Origin of the sequence: Salmonella sp. SSDFZ54, assembly GCF_004010735.1 — a bacterium.
Lineage (GTDB): Bacteria > Pseudomonadota > Gammaproteobacteria > Enterobacterales > Enterobacteriaceae > Salmonella > Salmonella enterica.
Map to the genome: position 1 here is coordinate 571,576 of NZ_CP034819.1, position 18,580 is coordinate 590,155.

Here is an 18,580-nt window from a genome sequence, read left to right on the forward strand (position 1 = left end):
CTACACTACAACGCTAAGGCGAGGAAATGTTCATAGTGTAAGGAGAGCGGGAACTGGAAAACGCCTCGCTTTTTCCTGTAAAACACCGCAACGCAGGAAAAGCGCATGTTGATCGGGACAACAACCCAACGCGGCAGGTGTACCGTTGGGTAAAACGTTTACTGGCGCGTTTCGATTGAGGTAGTTTCGACGCGAACAAGGTCCGGCGGGAGGGCAACGTTTAAAATCACCGGCTGCCAGGCGTCGCGCTCCGCCAGTTTTCGGGAATAGCCGCGGGCAACCAGAAAACCGCCCACGCCGCCCAGCACGGCCCCGCTTAATGCGGCAAGGTCAGATCCAAACAGCATCTGAAAAAGCGCCGCACAAAGAAATAGCCCTGCTAAAGGCGACATATAGACCAGCAACGCCGAACCTAAAAGACTTTTTTCGGCGATGCCCAACTCGACTTTCTGCCCCGGCGCCAGCGGCTCCGCGCTTGGCACAACAATGGTATGCGTGGTTTGCGGCCCTAATTTATTCAGCACGCGACTGCCGCATCCCGCACGGGAGGCGCAGCTGCTGCATGACGCTTTAACGTCGCAGCTCACCACCGCCTGACCATTCTGCCAGGAGACAACGGTTGCCCACTCTTTAATCATTGTACTGCCCTGAATTTGATACTGTCGGCAATGCGCTTCGCCGTTTGCGGCGGAAGCTCGCCGACAATGGTGATTTCCGCGTTGTCGCGAACGCTGCTATAAACCGTTCGGCGCCCGGTGCGCAGCATCTGATCGCTGCTGTTTTGCGTCGCCCGGTTCACATTGACGGAAAAGCTAAACAGACCGTCAGAATAAAGCCGCGATTCGATAGGCAGGTTATCCATCGTCGGCAACGGACGACGGCTGCTGGAAACTTCGCTAAAGCCTTGCGGCACCCAGGATGGACTCCAGTTAAATTTCGTTTTTTCGCCACCGGGAACAGAAAGCAGCGGCGGCAGATTCGCCTTCGCCAGCGCCTGCATGTTGCTGCCGATATCCTGACTCACCGTGAACGCAATAACGCGGAACTGCTCCAGCGTCTCGCCATCGCGATCCAGCAGATCAACGCGCATCGGCAGTTTGGTGTCCATGTCCATCCAGACGATATAGCTGTAACGCGTACCATCGCGCGCCACAACGCGGATAACTTCGCACAATCTGTCTGCGATACGGGTGCGTCCGACGGAAATAAAGTCGTAGTAAGGCGCCAGACGCTTGAAATCGGTGTAAATCAGGGAAGGCAGAGAATCGACAATATAATCACCGTTCAGGGTGAACGGCTCAAGGCCCGGTTCAAAATAACTGATTTCATTACCACGCTGTACGACCTCCCGGCGGGGACCGTCCAACTGTAGCAATTGCGCAAGCGGGCGACTATCCAGGCGTGCGTGTCGATAACGTAGAGATTCAACGCCTTGTTTCGTGATGCTGACGAATGACAGCTCGTAATTCAGTGACTGACTGGCGATGTTCATCTGCTGCAATAACGCCCCGGACGCAGGGTCGGCCGAGGCGTTTGCTGAGAAGAACAGGCTAGCCGCCACAAGGGACATGGCAAACCAAAGTTGCTTCATTACTGCGATTGCGTTCCTAAAGTTTGGATTCCTGGCACCTGTACCGCGGCTTGCTGGGTTTGCGCCTGCTCAAACTGAAGCTGTTCGGAGTGCAGTCGGCGCTGCAGTTCATAGTCCTGCAACATGGCATTAATGCGACGACGCTGCTCCTGTACCTGCTGTTGCTGACTGCCGACAGGCGCTGCTTCAGAAGGCACTCCCAGACTTACCGGGCTGGCTTTCCCCATCATAGGCAGGGTATTGAAAACCGGCGTTTCAGGTTGTTGGGATGTTTCAGATTGCCCATTATAGTGCTGGACACCGACGATAACTGCAAGTGAAACGCACGCCGCCACGCCCATTTGGGTAAGCTGCGCCGCCCACGGACGCACTTTTTTCCAGAACGGCATTTTCTGCCATTGCTGCGGAGCGGGTTGGGCCTCAGGGATTAATGGCGACACCTGACGTACTGGCTCGTTTTCAATAGCGGCCATCACGCGAGCGGATATATCGAAATGGAGAACGTCAGGCGTATCCCCCCGCATTGAATCGCGGATCAGGTGATAACTCTCCCAGGTTTTCTGCATTTCCGGGTCGTGCGTAAGCGCTTTGAGCAGCTCACTATCCAACGTTTCGCCATCCATCAAAGCGGAAAGTTTTTCTTTCTGCATGCCTAATACCTTTTCCAGTATCCCGCTATCGTCAACGCCTGATAAGCGGTTGAACTTTATTATCAATAGCTTCCCGCGCCCGGAAGATACGTGAACGCACCGTCCCCACCGGACAATCCATGATAGCCGCTATCTCTTCATAGCTCAGGCCATCCAGCTCCCGTAAGGTGATTGCCATACGTAAATCTTCCGGGAGGGACTCAATAGTTCGGAAAACTATCTGTCTCAGTTCTTCTGACAACATTAAGTTCTCAGGGTTCGAAATTTCTTTCAGCGCGCCGCCGCTTTCAAAGTTTTCTGCTTCAATCGCGTCTACATCACTGGAAGGCGGACGACGCCCCTGCGCAACCAGGTAGTTCTTCGCGGTATTGACCGCAATACGATACAACCAGGTATAAAAAGCGCTATCCCCCCGGAAAGAATCCAGCGCGCGATAGGCTTTAATAAATGATTCCTGTACGACATCGGGAACGTCGCCCGATGGCACATAGCGGGAAACCAGACTCGCCACTTTATGCTGGTAGCGCACTACCAGTAAGTTAAAGGCTTTCTGATCTCCCTTCTGGACCCGTTCAACCAGGACCTGGTCCGTTAACTGCTCGCTCATCCGAGGTAATGTCTCCCCAAACCAAATTTCCACGCGCTTTCGAAACGCCACTCCATAAGCCGCACTATGAGCAAGCAACAGGTTAGAGTGTCTATGTTTCGTAAAGTTCCGTTACGCATTTGTTTTTGTTTGTCATGTTGTAGACAGGTCTTATCTTCCATTATAAGTCTACAGATGCTGAACAACGCACTATCTGTACAGAAATGCCCATTTCGTCGTTTGCAGAGTAACCTAACAGCATCTTTATTTCACTACAAAATCCGACGCTAACACCCTGCCCTATAAAATATTTTTTGCCGTTTATCTCTCGCCGTATTTTTATTTTATGTTTAATAAGCACAACACCAGCGAAATCATAACGTGCTTTTTAGCGCCATATAGTGCTAATCTGCCGCAACCATGTTTAGTAAATTAAACAAGAGCCATGATGACAACTCCTGAACTGTCCTGTGATGTGTTAATTATCGGCAGCGGCGCGGCCGGACTCTCGCTGGCGCTGCGTCTGGCTGAAAAACATAAGATTATCGTCCTGAGTAAAGGGCCGGTGAGCGAGGGCTCCACGTTTTATGCGCAGGGCGGTATTGCCGCCGTGTTTGATGAAACCGACAGTATTGCGTCACATGTCGAAGATACGCTGATTGCCGGCGCCGGAATTTGCGATCGCCACGCGGTGGAGTTTGTCGCCAGCAACGCCCGTACCTGCGTGCAGTGGCTTATCGATCAGGGCGTGCTGTTTGATACGCATGTCCAGCCAAACGGCAAGGAGAGCTATCATCTCACGCGTGAAGGCGGCCATAGTCATCGCCGTATCCTTCATGCCGCCGACGCTACCGGAAAGGAAGTCGAAACCACGTTGGTCAGTCGGGCGCAAAATCATCCTAATATTCAGGTGCTGGAACGCAGCAACGCCGTTGATTTAATTATCTCCGATAAAATGGGTCTGCCGGGGCCTCGCCGGGTCGTCGGCGCCTGGATCTGGAATCGCAATAAAGAGTGGGTTGAAACCTGTCATGCGAAGTCGGTGGTGCTGGCGACCGGCGGCGCCTCAAAGGTGTATCAATATACCACTAACCCGGATATTTCCTCCGGCGACGGTATCGCGATGGCCTGGCGCGCAGGCTGTCGGGTCGCTAATCTGGAATTTAACCAGTTTCATCCCACCGCCCTTTATCACCCGCAGGCGCGTAATTTTCTCCTTACCGAAGCGCTGCGTGGCGAAGGCGCATACCTTAAACGTCCGGACGGTTCACGGTTTATGCCGGACGTTGACGAACGCGGGGAACTGGCGCCGCGCGATATTGTCGCCCGCGCTATTGATCATGAGATGAAACGACTCGGCGCAGACTGTATGTTTCTCGATATCAGCCACAAGCCTGACGATTTTGTCCGCCAGCACTTCCCGATGATCTATGCGAAACTGCTCGATTTGGGGATGGATTTAACCAAAGAACCGATTCCCATTGTTCCTGCCGCGCACTATACCTGCGGCGGCGTGGTCGTCGATGATTATGGTCGTACCGATGTAGACGGCTTATATGCCATTGGCGAAGTCAGTTACACCGGCCTGCACGGCGCTAACCGTATGGCGTCCAACTCGTTGCTGGAATGCTTAGTGTACGGCTGGTCCGCAGCAATGGATATCGACAGGCGAATGCCTTCTGTCCACAGCGTTGACGTCCTTCCCGCCTGGGATGAAAGCCGCGTGGAGAACGCCGATGAGCGGGTGGTGATTCAGCATAACTGGCATGAACTGCGCCTGCTGATGTGGGACTATGTGGGCATTGTGCGCACGACGAAACGGCTGGAGCGCGCCCTACGGCGTATTACCATGTTGCAACAAGAGATTGACGAATATTACGCCAACTTTCGCGTCTCGAATAATTTACTGGAGCTGCGCAATCTGGTGCAAGTGGCCGAACTGATTGTGCGTTGCGCGATGATGCGTAAAGAGAGCCGGGGGCTGCACTTTACGCTGGATTATCCGCAACAACTGGCTGAATCAGGCCCATCGATCCTTTCGCCGTTAACGCCTCACATAAACAGATAAAATGCCTGGGTCAGCGCCGTATAACTTTCAGAATAATGCTGGTCTGACCCGCGAATCACTAATCTGTCGCTAAAGCACTCCCCGGCTTGCGGGGAGAATGCGAGCAAAACCCGGTGCGGCAAGCGCGCTTCGTTTTCCGCAACGTCAGTACGTAATCGCAAATGCCATCCCATGTTGAGCGCTTGCTGCGTAAAAGCGTTACCTATTTGTTCCGGCAAGACTACGCAAAAAAAGCCATCTTCGGTAATACAATCCGCCGCAATAGCCAATAACGTCTGGTGATCCAGCGTAGCGGTGTAACGCGCCTGCTCCCGCTGCGGCGTGGCGCATTCCACTCCGGGTTCGTAATAAGGCGGGTTGCTGATAATAAGATCAAAGCGTACCGTCTGGCGAGGCGCCCAACGCTGAATATCGTCAGTATGCACCGTTATTCGATGCGGCCAGGGAGAGTGAGCCACGTTTTCCTGCGCTTGCATGGCAGCCCCGGCATCCAGTTCCACGGCGTCAATAGGCACATTGTCATCCGTCCGCTGCGCCAGCATTAACGCCAGCAGACCGCTTCCAGTACCGATATCCAGAATTCGCTTTACATCCGCGACCGGCGCCCACGCCCCGAGTAAAATACCGTCAGTTCCCACTTTCATCGCACACCGATCGTGTGCGACAAAAAACTGTTTAAACGTAAATCCGTTACGACGAAGAACGGAGCCAGACTGAGACATGTAAAAACAACCTTGCAAAAAACGGCGACAGCGCCGAGTGAAAACAATACCTGAGAAGGGATATCCATACAAACAGATGAAGATTGCGGCCGTAACGTCTATAATCAGCGCCCCACACAGAGGTAGAACATGACTGTAACGACTTTTTCCGAACTTGAACTCGACGAAAGCCTGCTGGATGCCCTCCAGGATAAAGGTTTCACTCGCCCGACCGCCATTCAGGCTGCCGCCATTCCGCCTGCGCTCGATGGCCGTGATGTACTCGGTTCTGCGCCGACAGGCACCGGTAAAACGGCGGCATATCTGCTGCCGGCGTTGCAGCACCTGCTCGACTTTCCGCGTAAAAAATCGGGGCCGCCGCGTATTCTGATCCTGACGCCAACCCGCGAACTGGCAATGCAGGTTGCCGATCACGCTCGTGAACTGGCTAAGCATACTCATCTGGATATCGCCACGATTACCGGCGGCGTGGCCTATATGAACCATGCTGAAGTGTTTAGCGAAAACCAGGATATCGTGGTCGCCACGACGGGCCGTCTGCTGCAATATATAAAAGAAGAGAACTTTGACTGCCGGGCGGTTGAAACACTGATTCTTGACGAAGCTGACCGGATGCTCGACATGGGCTTCGCTCAGGACATTGAGCATATCGCCGGTGAGACCCGCTGGCGTAAACAGACGATGCTGTTCTCCGCCACGCTGGAAGGCGATGCGATTAAAGATTTTGCCGAGCGCCTGCTGGAAGACCCGGTTGAGGTTTCCGCCAATCCGTCAACCCGCGAGCGTAAGAAAATTCACCAGTGGTACTACCGTGCCGACAATTTCGAACATAAAGTTGCGCTGTTGAAGCACCTGCTAAAACAAGACGATGCAACCCGTTCTATCGTGTTTGTACGTAAACGTGAACGCGTCCATGAACTGGCTGAAACGCTGCGTCTGGCCGGGATCAACAATTGCTATCTTGAAGGCGAGATGGCGCAGATCAAACGTAACGAAGGTATTAAGCGTCTCACCGACGGTCGCGTTAACGTGCTGGTCGCGACCGACGTCGCGGCACGCGGGATTGATATTCCTGACGTCAGCCACGTCATTAACTTCGACATGCCGCGCAGTGGCGATACCTATCTGCATCGCATTGGTCGTACAGGCCGTGCTGGCCGCAAAGGCACTGCAATCTCGCTGGTTGAAGCCCACGACCATCTGTTGCTGCTGAAAATCGGTCGCTACATCGAAGAGCCGCTAAAAGCGCGCGTCATTGATGAGCTTCGCCCGACCACGCGTGCGCCCAGCGAAAAGCTGACCGGCAAACCGTCGAAAAAAGTGCTGGCGAAACGCGCCGAGAAGAAAAAAGAGAAAGAAAAAGAGAAGCCGCGCGTGAAGAAACGTCACCGCGATACAAAAAATATCGGTAAGCGCCGCAAGCCAAGCGGTACAAAAATGCAGGAGCAATCCAGCGAAGAGTGATGATAATGCCGGGTTCGTTAACCCGGCATTTTTTTATCTTCCACGGTAAAACACGCCTCCATACACTGCATAAATATCTGCATTGCCGGGCTGACCGCTTTCCCGGCATGATGGGCGCACAGCGCCATGATCGATAGCGACGGCGCGCCAAACGGCAGCTCTTTCAACTGACCGGTACTAAGTTCTCGTTCAACAGCAAAACGTGGTAAAAAGCTGATGCCCAGGTTAGCAGCCACACACTGTTTAATGCTTTCAATACTCCACAGTTCAATGGTGTTTTCCAGCGTAATCCGCCTCTGCCGTAGCGTACTTTCAAACAGCTGGCGGAAGACACATTGCGGTTCATTGATGATGAAGCTACAGGGAATATGCTGATCTGGCTGCGTAAAATCAGCATCCTGTAGCAGTGGAGAGGCCACCAGCGCCAGCGACTGCTCCCCCAATTGCTGCATCGTGAGCGCGTCATCATTACCTACGCGATAAAAAACGCCCAGATCGACCTCGTCATTCAGCAACGCATCACGTATCACATAGCAATTCAGCGATTGTAGCGACAATCTGACATTCGGCGCTCGCAGCTTAAAACGTTGTAAAACCTGCGGCATTTTGTACGCCAGTAAGGTTTCACCTGTCGCCACGCGCAGCTCTCCGCCGGGTTCCGCATCCTGTCTTGCGGCTTCACGAATCGACTCCATCACACGCGTCAGTTCATGGATATGCGGCATCAGCTTTTTCCCCTCAGTGGTCAGGCACATTCGGCGCCCTATTTTCTCGAACAGTTGCAGGGAAAACTCACGTTCAAGCTGTTGAATATGAAAAGTTACCGTCGACTGAGTACAGCACAGCTTTTGCGAAGCCCGTAGAAACGAGCCCTCTTCCACTACCGTTTTCAGCGTAATAAACCGACGCAGATCCATAACCACCAACCTATCGAAAATCTCGAATTCAGAATTAAAAAACATTCATTTTTTTAAATATTTCATATCGGGTACTGTCTGCTAAAACAGAGGAGATGACAAGTGACACCGATGCTTTTAAGCGCTTTCTGGACTTATACATTAATCACCGCCCTTACCCCCGGCCCAAACAATATTCTCGCGCTTAGCGCAGCAACTGCACATGGTTTTCGGCAGAGTATTCGTGTACTGACAGGTATGAGTCTGGGATTTTTGGTCGTCATGCTGCTGTGCGCCGGGATCGCGTTTTCCCTTGCGGTTATCGATCCGGCAATCATTCATTTACTCAGTTGGGTGGGGGCTGCGTATATCCTGTGGCTGGCGTGGAAAATTGCCACCAGTCCAGCGGCGGATGAGAATGTCAGACCCAAACCGGTTGGCTTTTGGATAAGCTTTGGCCTGCAGTTTGTGAACGTCAAAATTATTCTGTACGGCATTACCGCTCTGTCTACATTTGTTTTACCGCAAACGCAGGCGCTGAACTGGGTCATCGGCGTCAGTATATTGCTGGCATTGATCGGCACGTTCGGTAATGTGTGTTGGGCGCTGGCGGGACATCTGTTTCAGCGGGCGTTTCGCCATTATGGTCGCCAGTTAAATATCATTCTGGCGTTACTGCTGGTGTACTGCGCGGTGCGGATTTTTTACTGACCCAAATAAAACAAAAGCGGAAAAGGCCCGGCCTCTTCCGCTTGTTATTACCGGATAAGCCTTACAGGCTTTCGGTAAAGGTACGAGCGATAACGTCGCGCTGCTGTTCCGGCGTCAGGGAGTTAAAACGCACCGCATAACCAGAAACACGAATAGTCAGCTGCGGGTATTTTTCCGGATGCTTAACCGCGTCTTCCAGAGTTTCACGACGCAGAACGTTAACGTTCAGATGCTGACCGCCTTCAACGCGTACTTCCGGTTTAACTTCCATCGGAATTTCACGGTATTCAATCTCGCCCAGTTTGCTGACAGCCACAACTTCATCTTCAGCAAAGCCGGATTTTGCAACGATGCAGCGCGCTTCGCCTTTTTCGCTGTCCAGCAGCCAGAAGGAATTCAGCAGGTCGTCGTTAGCGGCTTTAGTAATCTGGATACCTGTAATCATGTGATGCCTCCCCAGGCAAAATTATTTGATTTCGGTCGGCCTAATCCCGGCCAATTGGTAAAACCATTGTTGCTTGAGTGTATATATACCCTTCGATCACCCTTCATTCTTTGATTTAAATCAATAAAAACCACACCATAAAAAAGGTGATGAAGGGAATTTATTGTTTTACATCAACTTACACCATTCAGACCTATAAACTTTTTACATAAATTTTCAACTATCTTTTGTAGGTAACCGTTTTTGTAGCACGCAGGATTTTGCACTGCAGAAAGAAGCAGTTAAGCTAAGGGAACTGGAAATTCGCAGGAGAGCGAGATGGCGACTGAGTTAACCTGGCACGATGTGCTGGCTGATGAGAAACAGCAACCTTACTTTATCAATACGCTTCACACTGTTGCTGGCGAGCGTCAGTCGGGTATCACGGTCTACCCGCCGCAAAAAGATGTGTTTAACGCCTTTCGCTTCACGGAACTGGGCGACGTTAAGGTGGTGATTCTGGGACAAGATCCTTACCACGGCCCCGGCCAGGCACATGGTCTGGCGTTTTCCGTGCGTCCTGGGATCGCTCCCCCGCCGTCATTAGTGAATATGTACAAAGAGCTGGAAGCCTCCATTCCCGGCTTTGTTCGCCCCGCGCACGGTTATCTGGAAAGCTGGGCGCGCCAGGGCGTACTGTTACTGAATACGGTGCTCACGGTACGGGCAGGCCAGGCGCATTCTCATGCCAGCCTGGGGTGGGAAACCTTTACGGATAAAGTGATAAGCCTGATTAACCAACACCGCGAAGGGGTCGTCTTCCTGCTGTGGGGCTCGCACGCCCAGAAGAAAGGCGCGATTATTGATCCACAGCGCCACCATATTCTGAAAGCTCCGCATCCCTCGCCACTCTCTGCGCACCGCGGATTTTTTGGCTGTAACCATTTTGCGCTAACGAACCAATGGCTGGAACAACACGGCGAGAAAACTATCGACTGGACGCCAGTATTACCGGCTGAGAGTGAATAACGTTGGCGGCTCGCCGTTTTATCGCCCGGATAACGGCGCGAAAGCGCCTTGTCTGACCGGGCGGTAGGAAGTACATCATTGGCCCGGCGCGCGTTGCGTCACCGGGCTGCAGCCCTTACGCTTTATTCTGTCGCCACCACTCGGCGAGCAGCACGCCTGTCGCAACCGACACATTCAGGCTTTCCACGTTCCCGGTGCCGTTAATTTTCACGCATAGATCGTCGGGTTCGCGCGCCGCTTCCGGCAGGTAGTCATATTCACGGCCTAAGACCAGCACCATCTTTTCCGGCAGGGTCGTACTAAAGAGCGCCTGACCGCGATCGCTGGACGTCGTCACCACGGTGTACCCCGCCTGACGAAAGTCATCCAGTACGTCAACAATGCTTTCACCAGTGATCGGCTGGACATGCTCCGCCCCGCCTTCCGCAGTACGAATCGCCGCGCCGGACTCCAGCAACGCCGCATCCTGTACCACCACGCCCTTCACGCCGAAGTGCGCGCAGCTACGCATCATGCCGCCCAGATTATGCGGGTTAGCGACATCTTCCAACGCCAGCACGCAGTCTTGATCCGCCGCCTGCTTTACCCATTGCTTAACGGTCGTACCGTTACGCTTTTTAATCAGGAAACACACGCCGCCGTGGTGCTCAGTCCCGGACGCTTTTGCCAGTTCGGCTTCATCCACCACATGGTAGGCTTTACGATTCGCCGCCATCCAGCGCAGCGCCTCTTTAAAACGCGGCGTTACGCTTTGGATAAACCATGCGCGCACGATGGCGTCAGGACGGCTCTGGAATAGCGCCTGGCAGGCATTTTCGCCGTAGACGCGCGTCTCTTCCGCACGCTGGCGACGCAAAACTTCAGGGTCGATAAAACTTTTACCGCTAATACCACCATGATCGACTTTCTCAGGCGTTTCATCGCCTGGCGCGCGGGACACGGTGCGCCACGGCGAAGTTTCATGTTTACGGTCACGGCTCTGATTATTTCGCTCATCACGGGCGGGGCGACGTCCACCGTCAGTGCGAGACTTTGCTGGGCGGCCTCCCCCTTTCCCGGTACGCGGGTTATGGGTGCGTTTATCAGAGTCATCATCACTACGGACATACATCACTTTGACTTTGCCGCTTTTGTTTTTTAATTCATCGTTCATGCTTTTCTCCACCAGCGCTGCGCGAAGCGCGAAGATTACCCGATGTGCATCCGGTTAGCCATGATTTCGTTTAAAAGCTTGCGACTATTGTACTCATTGAATAAAACACATTGTTGTTTAGCACAGACTCCTCGATAATATGTAACATTATAGAAACATCCCGCGCGTAGCGGGACGTCTTCCGACGTATTCAGAGGTTAGCTATGAACACCGTTTGTACCCATTGTCAGGCCATTAACCGCATCCCCGACGATCGGCTTCAGGATGCGGCAAAATGTGGACGCTGCGGTCATGAGTTGTTTGACGGAGAAGTCATTAATGCGACCGGCGAAACGCTGGACAAACTGTTGAAGGACGATCTTCCAGTGGTGATCGACTTTTGGGCCCCCTGGTGCGGCCCTTGCCGTAACTTTGCGCCAATCTTCGAGGATGTCGCAGAAGAGCGCAGCGGTAAAGTCCGTTTCGTCAAAGTGAATACCGAGGCGGAACGGGAACTCAGCGCCCGTTTCGGTATTCGCAGCATCCCGACGATTATGATTTTTAAACATGGACAAGTGGTCGATATGCTTAATGGCGCAGTGCCTAAAGCGCCTTTCGACAGCTGGCTGAACGAAGCGCTGTAAACGCCACGGGGCGCATCTTGTGCCCCGTTTTCACCTCTGCCACAATAGCGTTTTTCTCCGCAAACGCTTTCTATGACCAATAACGCTGTCCTTCAGTTACGCGCCGAACGGCTTGCGCGCGCTACACGCCCTTTTCTTGCCAGAGGCAATCGGGTTCGCCGCTGTCAACGCTGCCTGCTGCCGCTAAAATCTTGCCTGTGTGATACGTTAACGCCTTCTCAGGCGAAAAGCCGTTTTTGTCTGGTCATGTTTGACACTGAACCGATGAAACCCAGCAATACCGGCCGGCTGATAGCCGATATTTTGCCGGATACCGCGGCGTTTCAGTGGTCGCGTACCGAGCCGCCACAGGCGTTGCTGGAGTTGGTACAGCATCCGGATTATCAACCGATAGTGGTCTTTCCTGCGTCCTACGCCGGCGAAGCGCGCGAGGTCATTTCCACCCCGCCCGCCGGGAAACCGCCGCTGTTTATCATGCTGGACGGCACCTGGCCCGAAGCACGTAAAATGTTTCGTAAAAGCCCTTATCTGGATCATCTGCCGGTCATTTCCGTCGATTTATCGCGTCTTTCAGCTTATCGTCTGCGTGAAATCCATGCCGAAGGGCAATATTGTACCGCCGAAGTCGCCATAGCGTTGCTAGATCTGGCGGGAGATACCGAGGCGGCAACCAGTTTAGGTGAACATTTTACCCGTTTTAAAACGCGCTATCTGGCAGGAAAAACGCAACATCCGGGAAACGTCACAGCATAAAATAGCGAAAGCGTTTAAAATTATCCGGTCACTTCTGTGTAAGGGAAACCGGTATGAGCCAGCAAGGACTGGAAGCGCTACTGCGACCAAAATCGATCGCGGTGATTGGCGCATCAATGAAGCCCCACCGCGCGGGTTACCTGATGATGCGTAACTTGTTGGCGGGCGGATTCAATGGCCCCGTCCTTCCCGTGACGCCCGCCTGGAAAGCCGTTTTAGGCGTCATGGCCTGGCCGGATATCGCCAGTCTTCCTTTTACTCCCGATCTGGCTATTTTATGCACTAACGCCAGCCGTAACCTGGCGTTACTGGACGCGCTTGGCGCGAAAGGGTGTAAAACGTGCATTATCCTTTCTGCTCCCACGTCGCAACATGAAGAACTTCTTGCCTGTGCCCGGCATTATAAAATGCGTCTGCTGGGTCCAAACAGTCTTGGGCTCCTCGCGCCGTGGCAAGGGCTGAATGCCAGCTTTTCTCCCGTCCCGATTAAACAGGGCAAGCTCGCTTTTATTTCCCAGTCTGCCGCCGTGTCCAATACTATTCTTGACTGGGCGCAACAGCGTGAAATGGGCTTTTCCTACTTTATCGCGCTGGGCGATAGCCTGGATATTGATGTCGATGAACTACTGGACTATCTGGCGCGCGACAGCAAGACCAGCGCGATTTTGCTCTATCTGGAACAGTTAAGCGACGCCCGCCGTTTTGTTTCCGCCGCCCGTAGCGCTTCACGTAACAAACCGATTCTGGTGATTAAAAGCGGCCGAAGCCCGGCAGCCCAGCGTTTACTTAATACCAGCGCGGGAATGGACCCTGCGTGGGATGCGGCCATCCAGCGCGCAGGCCTGCTGCGAGTCCAGGATACGCACGAGCTTTTTTCCGCCGTCGAAACACTGAGCCATATGCGTCCGCTACGCGGCGACAGACTGATGATCATCAGCAATGGCGCCGCGCCTGCCGCGCTGGCGTTAGATGAGTTGTGGTCGCGTAACGGCAAGCTGGCGACGTTGAGCGAAGAGACCTGCCTGCAACTACGGCAGTCGCTTCCCGCGCGCATTGATATTGCCAATCCGCTGGATCTGTGTGATGACGCCAGCAGCGAACATTACGTCAAAACGCTGGATATCCTGCTCGCCAGTCAGGATTTTGACGCGCTTATGGTTATCCACTCTCCCAGCGCTGCCGCGCCGGGTACGGAAAGCGCCCATGCTCTGATCGAGACGATTAAGCGCCACCCCAGAGGCAAGTTTGTTACGCTGCTGACAAACTGGTGCGGCGAGTTCTCGTCTCAGGAGGCAAGACGGCTATTCAGCGAAGCCGGATTACCAACCTACCGCACGCCGGAAGGCACGATTACCGCGTTTATGCATATGGTGGAATACCGGCGTAACCAGAAGCAACTGCGGGAAACGCCAGCGCTGCCGAGTAACCTGACGTCCAATACCGCTGAGGCGCATAATCTGTTACAGCGGGCGATTGCGGAAGGCGCCACCTCACTGGATACCCATGAAGTACAGCCGATTTTACACGCCTATGGGCTGCACACGCTCCCAACCTGGATTGCCAGCGACAGCGCTGAAGCGGTGCATATCGCCGAACAGATAGGCTATCCGGTAGCTCTCAAGCTGCGCTCGCCCGACATTCCGCATAAATCTGAAGTTCAGGGGGTCATGCTTTACCTGCGGACCGCAAGCGAGGTACAACAGGCCGCGAACGCCATTTTCGATCGTGTAAAGATGGCCTGGCCGCAGGCGCGGATTCACGGTTTGCTGGTACAAAGCATGGCTAACCGCGCCGGCGCGCAGGAGCTTCGTGTGGTGGTCGAGCACGATCCGGTGTTTGGTCCTTTGATTATGTTGGGTGAAGGCGGCGTAGAGTGGCGTCCGGAAGAGCAGGCTGTCGTCGCGCTGCCGCCGCTCAACATGAATCTGGCGCGCTATCTGGTGATTCAGGGCATTAAACAGCGGAAAATTCGCGCCCGTAGCGCGCTGCGTCCGCTGGATATTGTCGGTTTAAGCCAATTGCTGGTCCAGGTTTCAAACCTGATTGTCGACTGCCCGGAAATTCAGCGTCTGGATATCCATCCGCTGCTGGCTTCCGCCAGTGAGTTTACCGCGCTGGATGTGACGCTGGATATTGCCCCGTTTGATGGCGATAACGAAAGTCGACTTGCGGTACGCCCCTATCCCCACCAGCTTGAAGAGTGGGTGGAGATGAAAAATGGCGATCGCTGCCTGTTCCGTCCTATCCTGCCGGAAGATGAGCCCCAACTGCGACAATTCATCGCACAGGTCACCAAAGAGGATCTTTACTACCGTTATTTCAGCGAGATCAACGAATTCACCCATGAAGATTTAGCCAACATGACGCAGATCGACTACGATCGAGAAATGGCCTTTGTGGCCGTGAGGCGGATGGACAACGCTGAAGAGATCCTCGGCGTAACGCGCGCGATCTCCGATCCTGACAACGTAGATGCCGAATTTGCCGTATTGGTGCGTTCAGATCTTAAAGGGTTGGGTTTAGGACGCCGTTTAATGGAGAAATTGATTGCCTATACTCGCGATCACGGATTGAAGCGGCTGAACGGTATTACGATGCCAAACAATCGCGGCATGGTCGCGCTGGCCAGAAAACTGGGATTTCAGGTCGATATTCAGCTCGAAGAGGGCATCGTGGGATTGACGCTGAATCTGGCCAAATGTGATGAATCGTGAGTAATGTACTGGAAATGTTGACCACTTTAACGGGTACTGATGTTATTATTGCTCGCTTATGTCGTCTGCATAGCACAGAGGACCCTTCAATGAACAGAGAAGAAATGCACTGTGATGTTGTCAAAATTTAAGCGTAATAAACATCAACAACACCTTGCCCAACTCCCTAAGATTTCTCAGTCAGTTGATGATGTAGATTTCTTTTATACTCCTGCTACTTTTCGGGAGACACTGCTGGAGAAAATCGCCAGCGCGACGCAGCGTATTTGTATCGTTGCCCTGTATCTGGAACAGGACGATGGGGGTAAAGGTATACTCGACGCGCTCTATGCGGCTAAACGGCAGCGTCCTGAACTGGACGTGAGGGTGCTGGTCGACTGGCATCGCGCGCAACGCGGGCGCATTGGCGCAGCGGCCTCGAATACCAATGCAGACTGGTATTGCCGACTGGCGCAGGAAAACCCCGGCATTGATGTCCCGGTTTACGGCGTACCGATTAATACGCGAGAAGCGCTTGGCGTACTGCATTTTAAAGGCTTTATCATTGATGATAGCGTCCTGTACAGCGGCGCCAGCCTGAACGATGTCTATCTCCATCAGCATGACAAATATCGCTACGATCGCTACCAGCTGATTCGCAATCGGCAAATGGCAGACATCATGTTTGACTGGGTGACGCAAAATCTGATGAATGGCCGTGGTGTGAATCGTCTGGATAATACCCAGCGTCCGAAAAGCCCGGAGATTAAAAACGATATCCGCTTATACCGTCAGGAGCTGCGTGATGCGTCATATCATTTTCAGGGTGACGCTAATGACGAGCAACTCTCCGTTACGCCGCTGGTCGGGCTTGGCAAATCCAGTCTGCTGAACAAAACCATTTTCCATCTCATGCCCTGTGCGGAGCATAAGCTCACCATTTGTACCCCTTACTTCAATCTACCAGCGGTACTGGTGCGGAATATTATTCAGCTACTGCGCGACGGAAAGAAAGTCGAAATCATTGTTGGCGATAAAACCGCGAATGATTTTTACATTCCGGAAGATGAACCGTTCAAGATCATTGGCGCGCTGCCCTATCTCTATGAGATTAACCTGCGCCGCTTCCTGAGCCGTTTACAGTATTACGTCAATACCGATCAGCTTGTGGTGCGTCTGTGGAAAGATGACGACAATACCTATCATTTGAAAGGGATGTGGGTAGATGATAAATGGATGCTACTCACCGGCAACAATCTGAATCCTCGCGCCTGGCGTCTGGATCTGGAAAACGCCATTCTGATCCACGATCCTAAGCAGGAGCTTGCCCCTCAGCGGGAAAAAGAGCTGGAACTTATCCGAACGCACACAACCATCGTAAAACATTATCGTGACCTGCAGAGCATTGCCGACTATCCGATAAAAGTGCGTAAATTGATTCGCCGCCTGCGTCGGATCCGCATCGACAGATTAATTAGCCGTATCCTGTAATCGAAGCCCCGTCCTGTACGGGGTTTTCTCTTAGGAGTGAGCGTGCGCGTGTTGATTCCTTTTGCGGTGTTGTTTCTCTCCGGGTGCAGCCATCTGGCTAACGACCACTGGAGCGGTCAGGATAAAGCCCAGCATTTTATGGCATCAGCGATGCTATCGGCAGCCGGTAATGAGTATGCGCGTCACCAGGGAGTAAGCCCTGACCGCAGCGCAGCGATAGGGCTGATGTTTTCTTTGAGTCTCGGAGCCTCAAAAGAACTCTGGGACAGCCGCCCGGAAGGCAGCGGCTGGAGCTGGAAAGATTTTGTCTGGGATGTCGCTGGCGCGACAACCGGTTACGCTATCTGGCAAATGGCGCGATACTAAAGGCGCAAGCCCTTTCCTTTACGGTGCAACATCAGCGAAACCAGGAAAGCCAGAACGGCCATCGCGGTAACATACCAGAAGAACGAACTCTCCATACCGACAGATTTTAGCGACAGCGCGACATATTCCGCAGAGCCGCCAAATAACGCATTTGCTACCGCATAGGATAAACCGACGCCCAGGGCGCGAACCTGCGCCGGAAACATCTCCGCTTTCAGGATCCCGCTAATCGAGGTATAGAAACTCACAATCAATAGCGCGCACATCACTAAAGCAAATGCGGCATAAGGCGACGTCACATTCTGCAACGCGGAGAGAATTGGAACGGTGAAAAGCGTCGCGAGCGCGCCAAAACATAGCATAGAAGTGCGCCTGCCAATCTTATCGGATAACGCGCCGAATAACGGCTGTACCAACATGAAAACACACAGCGCGACCGTCATAATGCCGCTGGCGACATTGGCATGCATACCTGCTGTATTTACCAGATATTTCTGCATATAGGTGGTGAAAGTATAAAAACACAGCGAGCCTGCCGCGGTGAAACCAAGCACCATCAAAAAGGCTTTGCGATTACGCCACAAACCTTTCAACGAACCGGCTTCTTTTAATGCGCGAGTCTCATGCTTCGAGGTTTCATCCAGTTGGCGACGTAGCCATAACGCCACAACCGCCAGCACGGCGCCCAGCGCAAAGGGAATACGCCATCCCCAGGCACGAAGTTCAGCATCTTCCAGAACCTGCTGCAAAATCACAACGACCAGCAATGCCAGTAGTTGGCCACCGATAAGCGTAACGTACTGAAACGAGGCGAAAAATCCCTTACGACCTTCAAGCGCAACTTCACTCATATATGTCGCGCTGGTCCCATACTCTCCCCCTACCGAGAGCCCCTGAAATAACCTTGCAATAAGTAGCAGCGCCGGCGCCCAGGTGCCGATGGTATCGTAACCAGGTAAGCAGGCAATCACCAGCGACCCCATGCACATCATGCACACCGAAATCAACATTGAGGCTTTGCGCCCGCGTCGATCGGCAATGCGTCCAAACAGCCAACCACCGATAGGCCGCATTAAAAAACCGGCGGCAAAGACGCCTGCCGTTTGCAAAAGCTGAGTAGTGGTATTACCAGAAGGAAAGAAGATATGTGCAAAATAGAGCGAGCAGAAAGAGTAGACGTAGAAATCAAACCATTCCACTAAGTTTCCGGAAGAGGCCCCCACGATAGCCCATATGCGTCGCCGCATCTCCGGAGCCTCAGCGTTGTTTTTATCTATACGCTGAATAATTTCTGCCATACTGTTCTCCTTGTTGCCAGGCTTAATCGGCCTTTTATTTTGGAGATTCAGATTACGCGAGA

Annotated in this window: 19 protein-coding genes; 9 read left to right on the forward strand and 10 right to left on the reverse strand. The window is 53.1% G+C overall.

The annotated features are described in order from the left end of the window. Nucleotides 1-158 precede the first annotated feature (158 nt). From rseC to rseD, 5 genes are read right to left on the reverse strand one after another with little or no spacing between them, the layout of a single operon-like run. A complete protein-coding gene (gene rseC / locus EOS97_RS02675; RefSeq protein ID WP_000589087.1) occupies nt 159-638 on the reverse strand; it encodes a SoxR-reducing system protein RseC in 480 nt (159 codons plus the stop codon). Beyond that, nucleotides 635-1,591: a sigma-E factor regulatory protein RseB gene (rseB, locus tag EOS97_RS02680; protein WP_000812019.1), complete on the reverse strand. Its 957-nt coding sequence runs from the start codon at nt 1,589-1,591 to the stop codon at nt 635-637. Before rseB ends, rseC begins: the two co-directional genes overlap by 4 nt. Beyond that, a complete protein-coding gene (gene rseA, locus EOS97_RS02685; protein WP_001168374.1) occupies nt 1,591-2,241 on the reverse strand; it encodes an anti-sigma-E factor RseA in 651 nt (216 codons plus the stop codon). Before rseA ends, rseB begins: the two co-directional genes overlap by 1 nt. 31 nt (nt 2,242-2,272) lie before the next feature. Continuing rightward, a complete protein-coding gene (gene rpoE, locus EOS97_RS02690; RefSeq protein WP_000003307.1) occupies nt 2,273-2,848 on the reverse strand; it encodes an RNA polymerase sigma factor RpoE in 576 nt (191 codons plus the stop codon). Beyond that, nucleotides 2,845-3,009: a rpoE leader peptide RseD gene (rseD, locus tag EOS97_RS02695; protein ID WP_014344135.1), complete on the reverse strand. Its 165-nt coding sequence runs from the start codon at nt 3,007-3,009 to the stop codon at nt 2,845-2,847. The genes rpoE and rseD overlap by 4 nt, the downstream gene beginning before the upstream one ends. Before the next feature lie 263 nt (nt 3,010-3,272). Between rseD and nadB the strand changes: the two genes are divergently transcribed. After that, nucleotides 3,273-4,895 carry an L-aspartate oxidase gene (gene nadB / locus EOS97_RS02705; protein ID WP_000989163.1) on the forward strand — a complete coding sequence of 541 codons (1,623 nt, stop codon included), beginning with the start codon at nt 3,273-3,275 and terminating at the stop codon, nt 4,893-4,895. Here nadB and trmN read toward each other — a convergent pair. Next, nucleotides 4,880-5,617 (reverse strand): tRNA(1)(Val) (adenine(37)-N(6))-methyltransferase TrmN, encoded by a 738-nt coding sequence (gene trmN / locus EOS97_RS02710; protein ID WP_000083343.1) that lies wholly within the window; start codon nt 5,615-5,617, stop codon nt 4,880-4,882. The two genes, nadB and trmN, sit on opposite strands and share 16 nt — an antisense overlap. Before the next feature lie 129 nt (nt 5,618-5,746). Between trmN and srmB the strand changes: the two genes are divergently transcribed. Next, nucleotides 5,747-7,081 (forward strand): ATP-dependent RNA helicase SrmB, encoded by a 1,335-nt coding sequence (srmB, locus tag EOS97_RS02715; RefSeq protein ID WP_000219174.1) that lies wholly within the window; start codon nt 5,747-5,749, stop codon nt 7,079-7,081. A 17-nt stretch (nt 7,082-7,098) separates the two neighbouring features. Here the strand turns inward: srmB and EOS97_RS02720 are convergent, their stop codons facing one another. After that, nucleotides 7,099-7,998: a LysR family transcriptional regulator gene (locus EOS97_RS02720; protein ID WP_001670786.1), complete on the reverse strand. Its 900-nt coding sequence runs from the start codon at nt 7,996-7,998 to the stop codon at nt 7,099-7,101. A gap of 102 nt (nt 7,999-8,100) precedes the next feature. On the opposite strand from EOS97_RS02720, the gene eamB reads away from it, so the two are divergent. Beyond that, nucleotides 8,101-8,688: a cysteine/O-acetylserine transporter gene (gene eamB / locus EOS97_RS02725; protein WP_000188418.1), complete on the forward strand. Its 588-nt coding sequence runs from the start codon at nt 8,101-8,103 to the stop codon at nt 8,686-8,688. Nucleotides 8,689-8,749: 61 nt separating this feature from the next. Here eamB and grcA read toward each other — a convergent pair whose 3' ends face one another. Beyond that, nucleotides 8,750-9,133: an autonomous glycyl radical cofactor GrcA gene (gene grcA / locus EOS97_RS02730; RefSeq protein WP_000627811.1), complete on the reverse strand. Its 384-nt coding sequence runs from the start codon at nt 9,131-9,133 to the stop codon at nt 8,750-8,752. Between the two features lie 318 nt (nt 9,134-9,451). Between grcA and ung the strand changes: the two genes are divergently transcribed. After that, nucleotides 9,452-10,141, forward strand: a complete 690-nt coding sequence (gene ung / locus EOS97_RS02735; protein WP_000179978.1) for a uracil-DNA glycosylase — start codon at nt 9,452-9,454, stop codon at nt 10,139-10,141. Between the two features lie 115 nt (nt 10,142-10,256). On the opposite strand, the gene EOS97_RS02740 is transcribed toward ung, so the two are convergent. Next, complete coding sequence (locus EOS97_RS02740; RefSeq protein WP_000997368.1) at nt 10,257-11,294, reverse strand: tRNA/rRNA methyltransferase; 1,038 nt, start codon at nt 11,292-11,294, stop codon at nt 10,257-10,259. Between the two features lie 203 nt (nt 11,295-11,497). Here EOS97_RS02740 and trxC point away from each other — a divergent pair, with 203 nt between their 5' ends. The 5 genes from trxC to EOS97_RS02765 all read left to right on the forward strand — a co-directional run bounded on the left by trxC (nt 11,498) and on the right by EOS97_RS02765 (nt 17,220). Further along, nucleotides 11,498-11,917 (forward strand): thioredoxin TrxC, encoded by a 420-nt coding sequence (gene trxC, locus EOS97_RS02745; protein ID WP_001098732.1) that lies wholly within the window; start codon nt 11,498-11,500, stop codon nt 11,915-11,917. A gap of 72 nt (nt 11,918-11,989) precedes the next feature. Beyond that, entirely contained in the window at nt 11,990-12,670 is a 681-nt protein-coding gene (gene tapT / locus EOS97_RS02750) for a tRNA-uridine aminocarboxypropyltransferase (RefSeq protein WP_000183642.1), read from the forward strand. A 53-nt stretch (nt 12,671-12,723) separates the two neighbouring features. Continuing rightward, the gene (gene pat / locus EOS97_RS02755; RefSeq protein ID WP_023165892.1) at nt 12,724-15,384 is read left to right on the forward strand and encodes a protein lysine acetyltransferase; all 2,661 of its coding nucleotides are present in this window, start codon (nt 12,724-12,726) and stop codon (nt 15,382-15,384) included. 114 nt (nt 15,385-15,498) lie between these two features. Then, nucleotides 15,499-16,854 (forward strand): CDP-diacylglycerol--serine O-phosphatidyltransferase, encoded by a 1,356-nt coding sequence (gene pssA, locus EOS97_RS02760; protein WP_000949286.1) that lies wholly within the window; start codon nt 15,499-15,501, stop codon nt 16,852-16,854. Nucleotides 16,855-16,896: 42 nt separating this feature from the next. Beyond that, nucleotides 16,897-17,220, forward strand: coding sequence for a YfiM family lipoprotein (locus EOS97_RS02765; RefSeq protein WP_001264467.1), 324 nt, complete (start codon nt 16,897-16,899; stop codon nt 17,218-17,220). Here EOS97_RS02765 and EOS97_RS02770 read toward each other — a convergent pair. Further along, nucleotides 17,217-18,518, reverse strand: a complete 1,302-nt coding sequence (locus tag EOS97_RS02770) for an MFS transporter (protein WP_000807818.1) — start codon at nt 18,516-18,518, stop codon at nt 17,217-17,219. The two genes, EOS97_RS02765 and EOS97_RS02770, sit on opposite strands and share 4 nt — an antisense overlap. Between the last annotated feature and the right edge of the window lie 62 nt (nt 18,519-18,580).

Bases quoted from the DNA above. Each gene is read 5' to 3' on its own strand.
- rseC (WP_000589087.1), bottom strand. From the start codon at position 638: ATGATTAAAGAGTGGGCAACCGTTGTCTCCTGGCAGAATGGTCAGGCG.
- pssA (WP_000949286.1), top strand. From the start codon at position 15,499: ATGTTGTCAAAATTTAAGCGTAATAAACATCAACAACACCTTGCCCAA.
- rseD (WP_014344135.1), bottom strand. From the start codon at position 3,009: ATGGAAGATAAGACCTGTCTACAACATGACAAACAAAAACAAATGCGT.
- trmN (WP_000083343.1), bottom strand. From the start codon at position 5,617: ATGTCTCAGTCTGGCTCCGTTCTTCGTCGTAACGGATTTACGTTTAAA.
- srmB (WP_000219174.1), top strand. From the start codon at position 5,747: ATGACTGTAACGACTTTTTCCGAACTTGAACTCGACGAAAGCCTGCTG.
- rpoE (WP_000003307.1), bottom strand. From the start codon at position 2,848: ATGAGCGAGCAGTTAACGGACCAGGTCCTGGTTGAACGGGTCCAGAAG.
- ung (WP_000179978.1), top strand. From the start codon at position 9,452: ATGGCGACTGAGTTAACCTGGCACGATGTGCTGGCTGATGAGAAACAG.
- tapT (WP_000183642.1), top strand. From the start codon at position 11,990: ATGACCAATAACGCTGTCCTTCAGTTACGCGCCGAACGGCTTGCGCGC.
- EOS97_RS02740 (WP_000997368.1), bottom strand. From the start codon at position 11,294: ATGAACGATGAATTAAAAAACAAAAGCGGCAAAGTCAAAGTGATGTAT.
- pat (WP_023165892.1), top strand. From the start codon at position 12,724: ATGAGCCAGCAAGGACTGGAAGCGCTACTGCGACCAAAATCGATCGCG.
- trxC (WP_001098732.1), top strand. From the start codon at position 11,498: ATGAACACCGTTTGTACCCATTGTCAGGCCATTAACCGCATCCCCGAC.
- nadB (WP_000989163.1), top strand. From the start codon at position 3,273: ATGATGACAACTCCTGAACTGTCCTGTGATGTGTTAATTATCGGCAGC.
- EOS97_RS02770 (WP_000807818.1), bottom strand. From the start codon at position 18,518: ATGGCAGAAATTATTCAGCGTATAGATAAAAACAACGCTGAGGCTCCG.
- rseB (WP_000812019.1), bottom strand. From the start codon at position 1,591: ATGAAGCAACTTTGGTTTGCCATGTCCCTTGTGGCGGCTAGCCTGTTC.
- rseA (WP_001168374.1), bottom strand. From the start codon at position 2,241: ATGCAGAAAGAAAAACTTTCCGCTTTGATGGATGGCGAAACGTTGGAT.
- EOS97_RS02720 (WP_001670786.1), bottom strand. From the start codon at position 7,998: ATGGATCTGCGTCGGTTTATTACGCTGAAAACGGTAGTGGAAGAGGGC.
- grcA (WP_000627811.1), bottom strand. From the start codon at position 9,133: ATGATTACAGGTATCCAGATTACTAAAGCCGCTAACGACGACCTGCTG.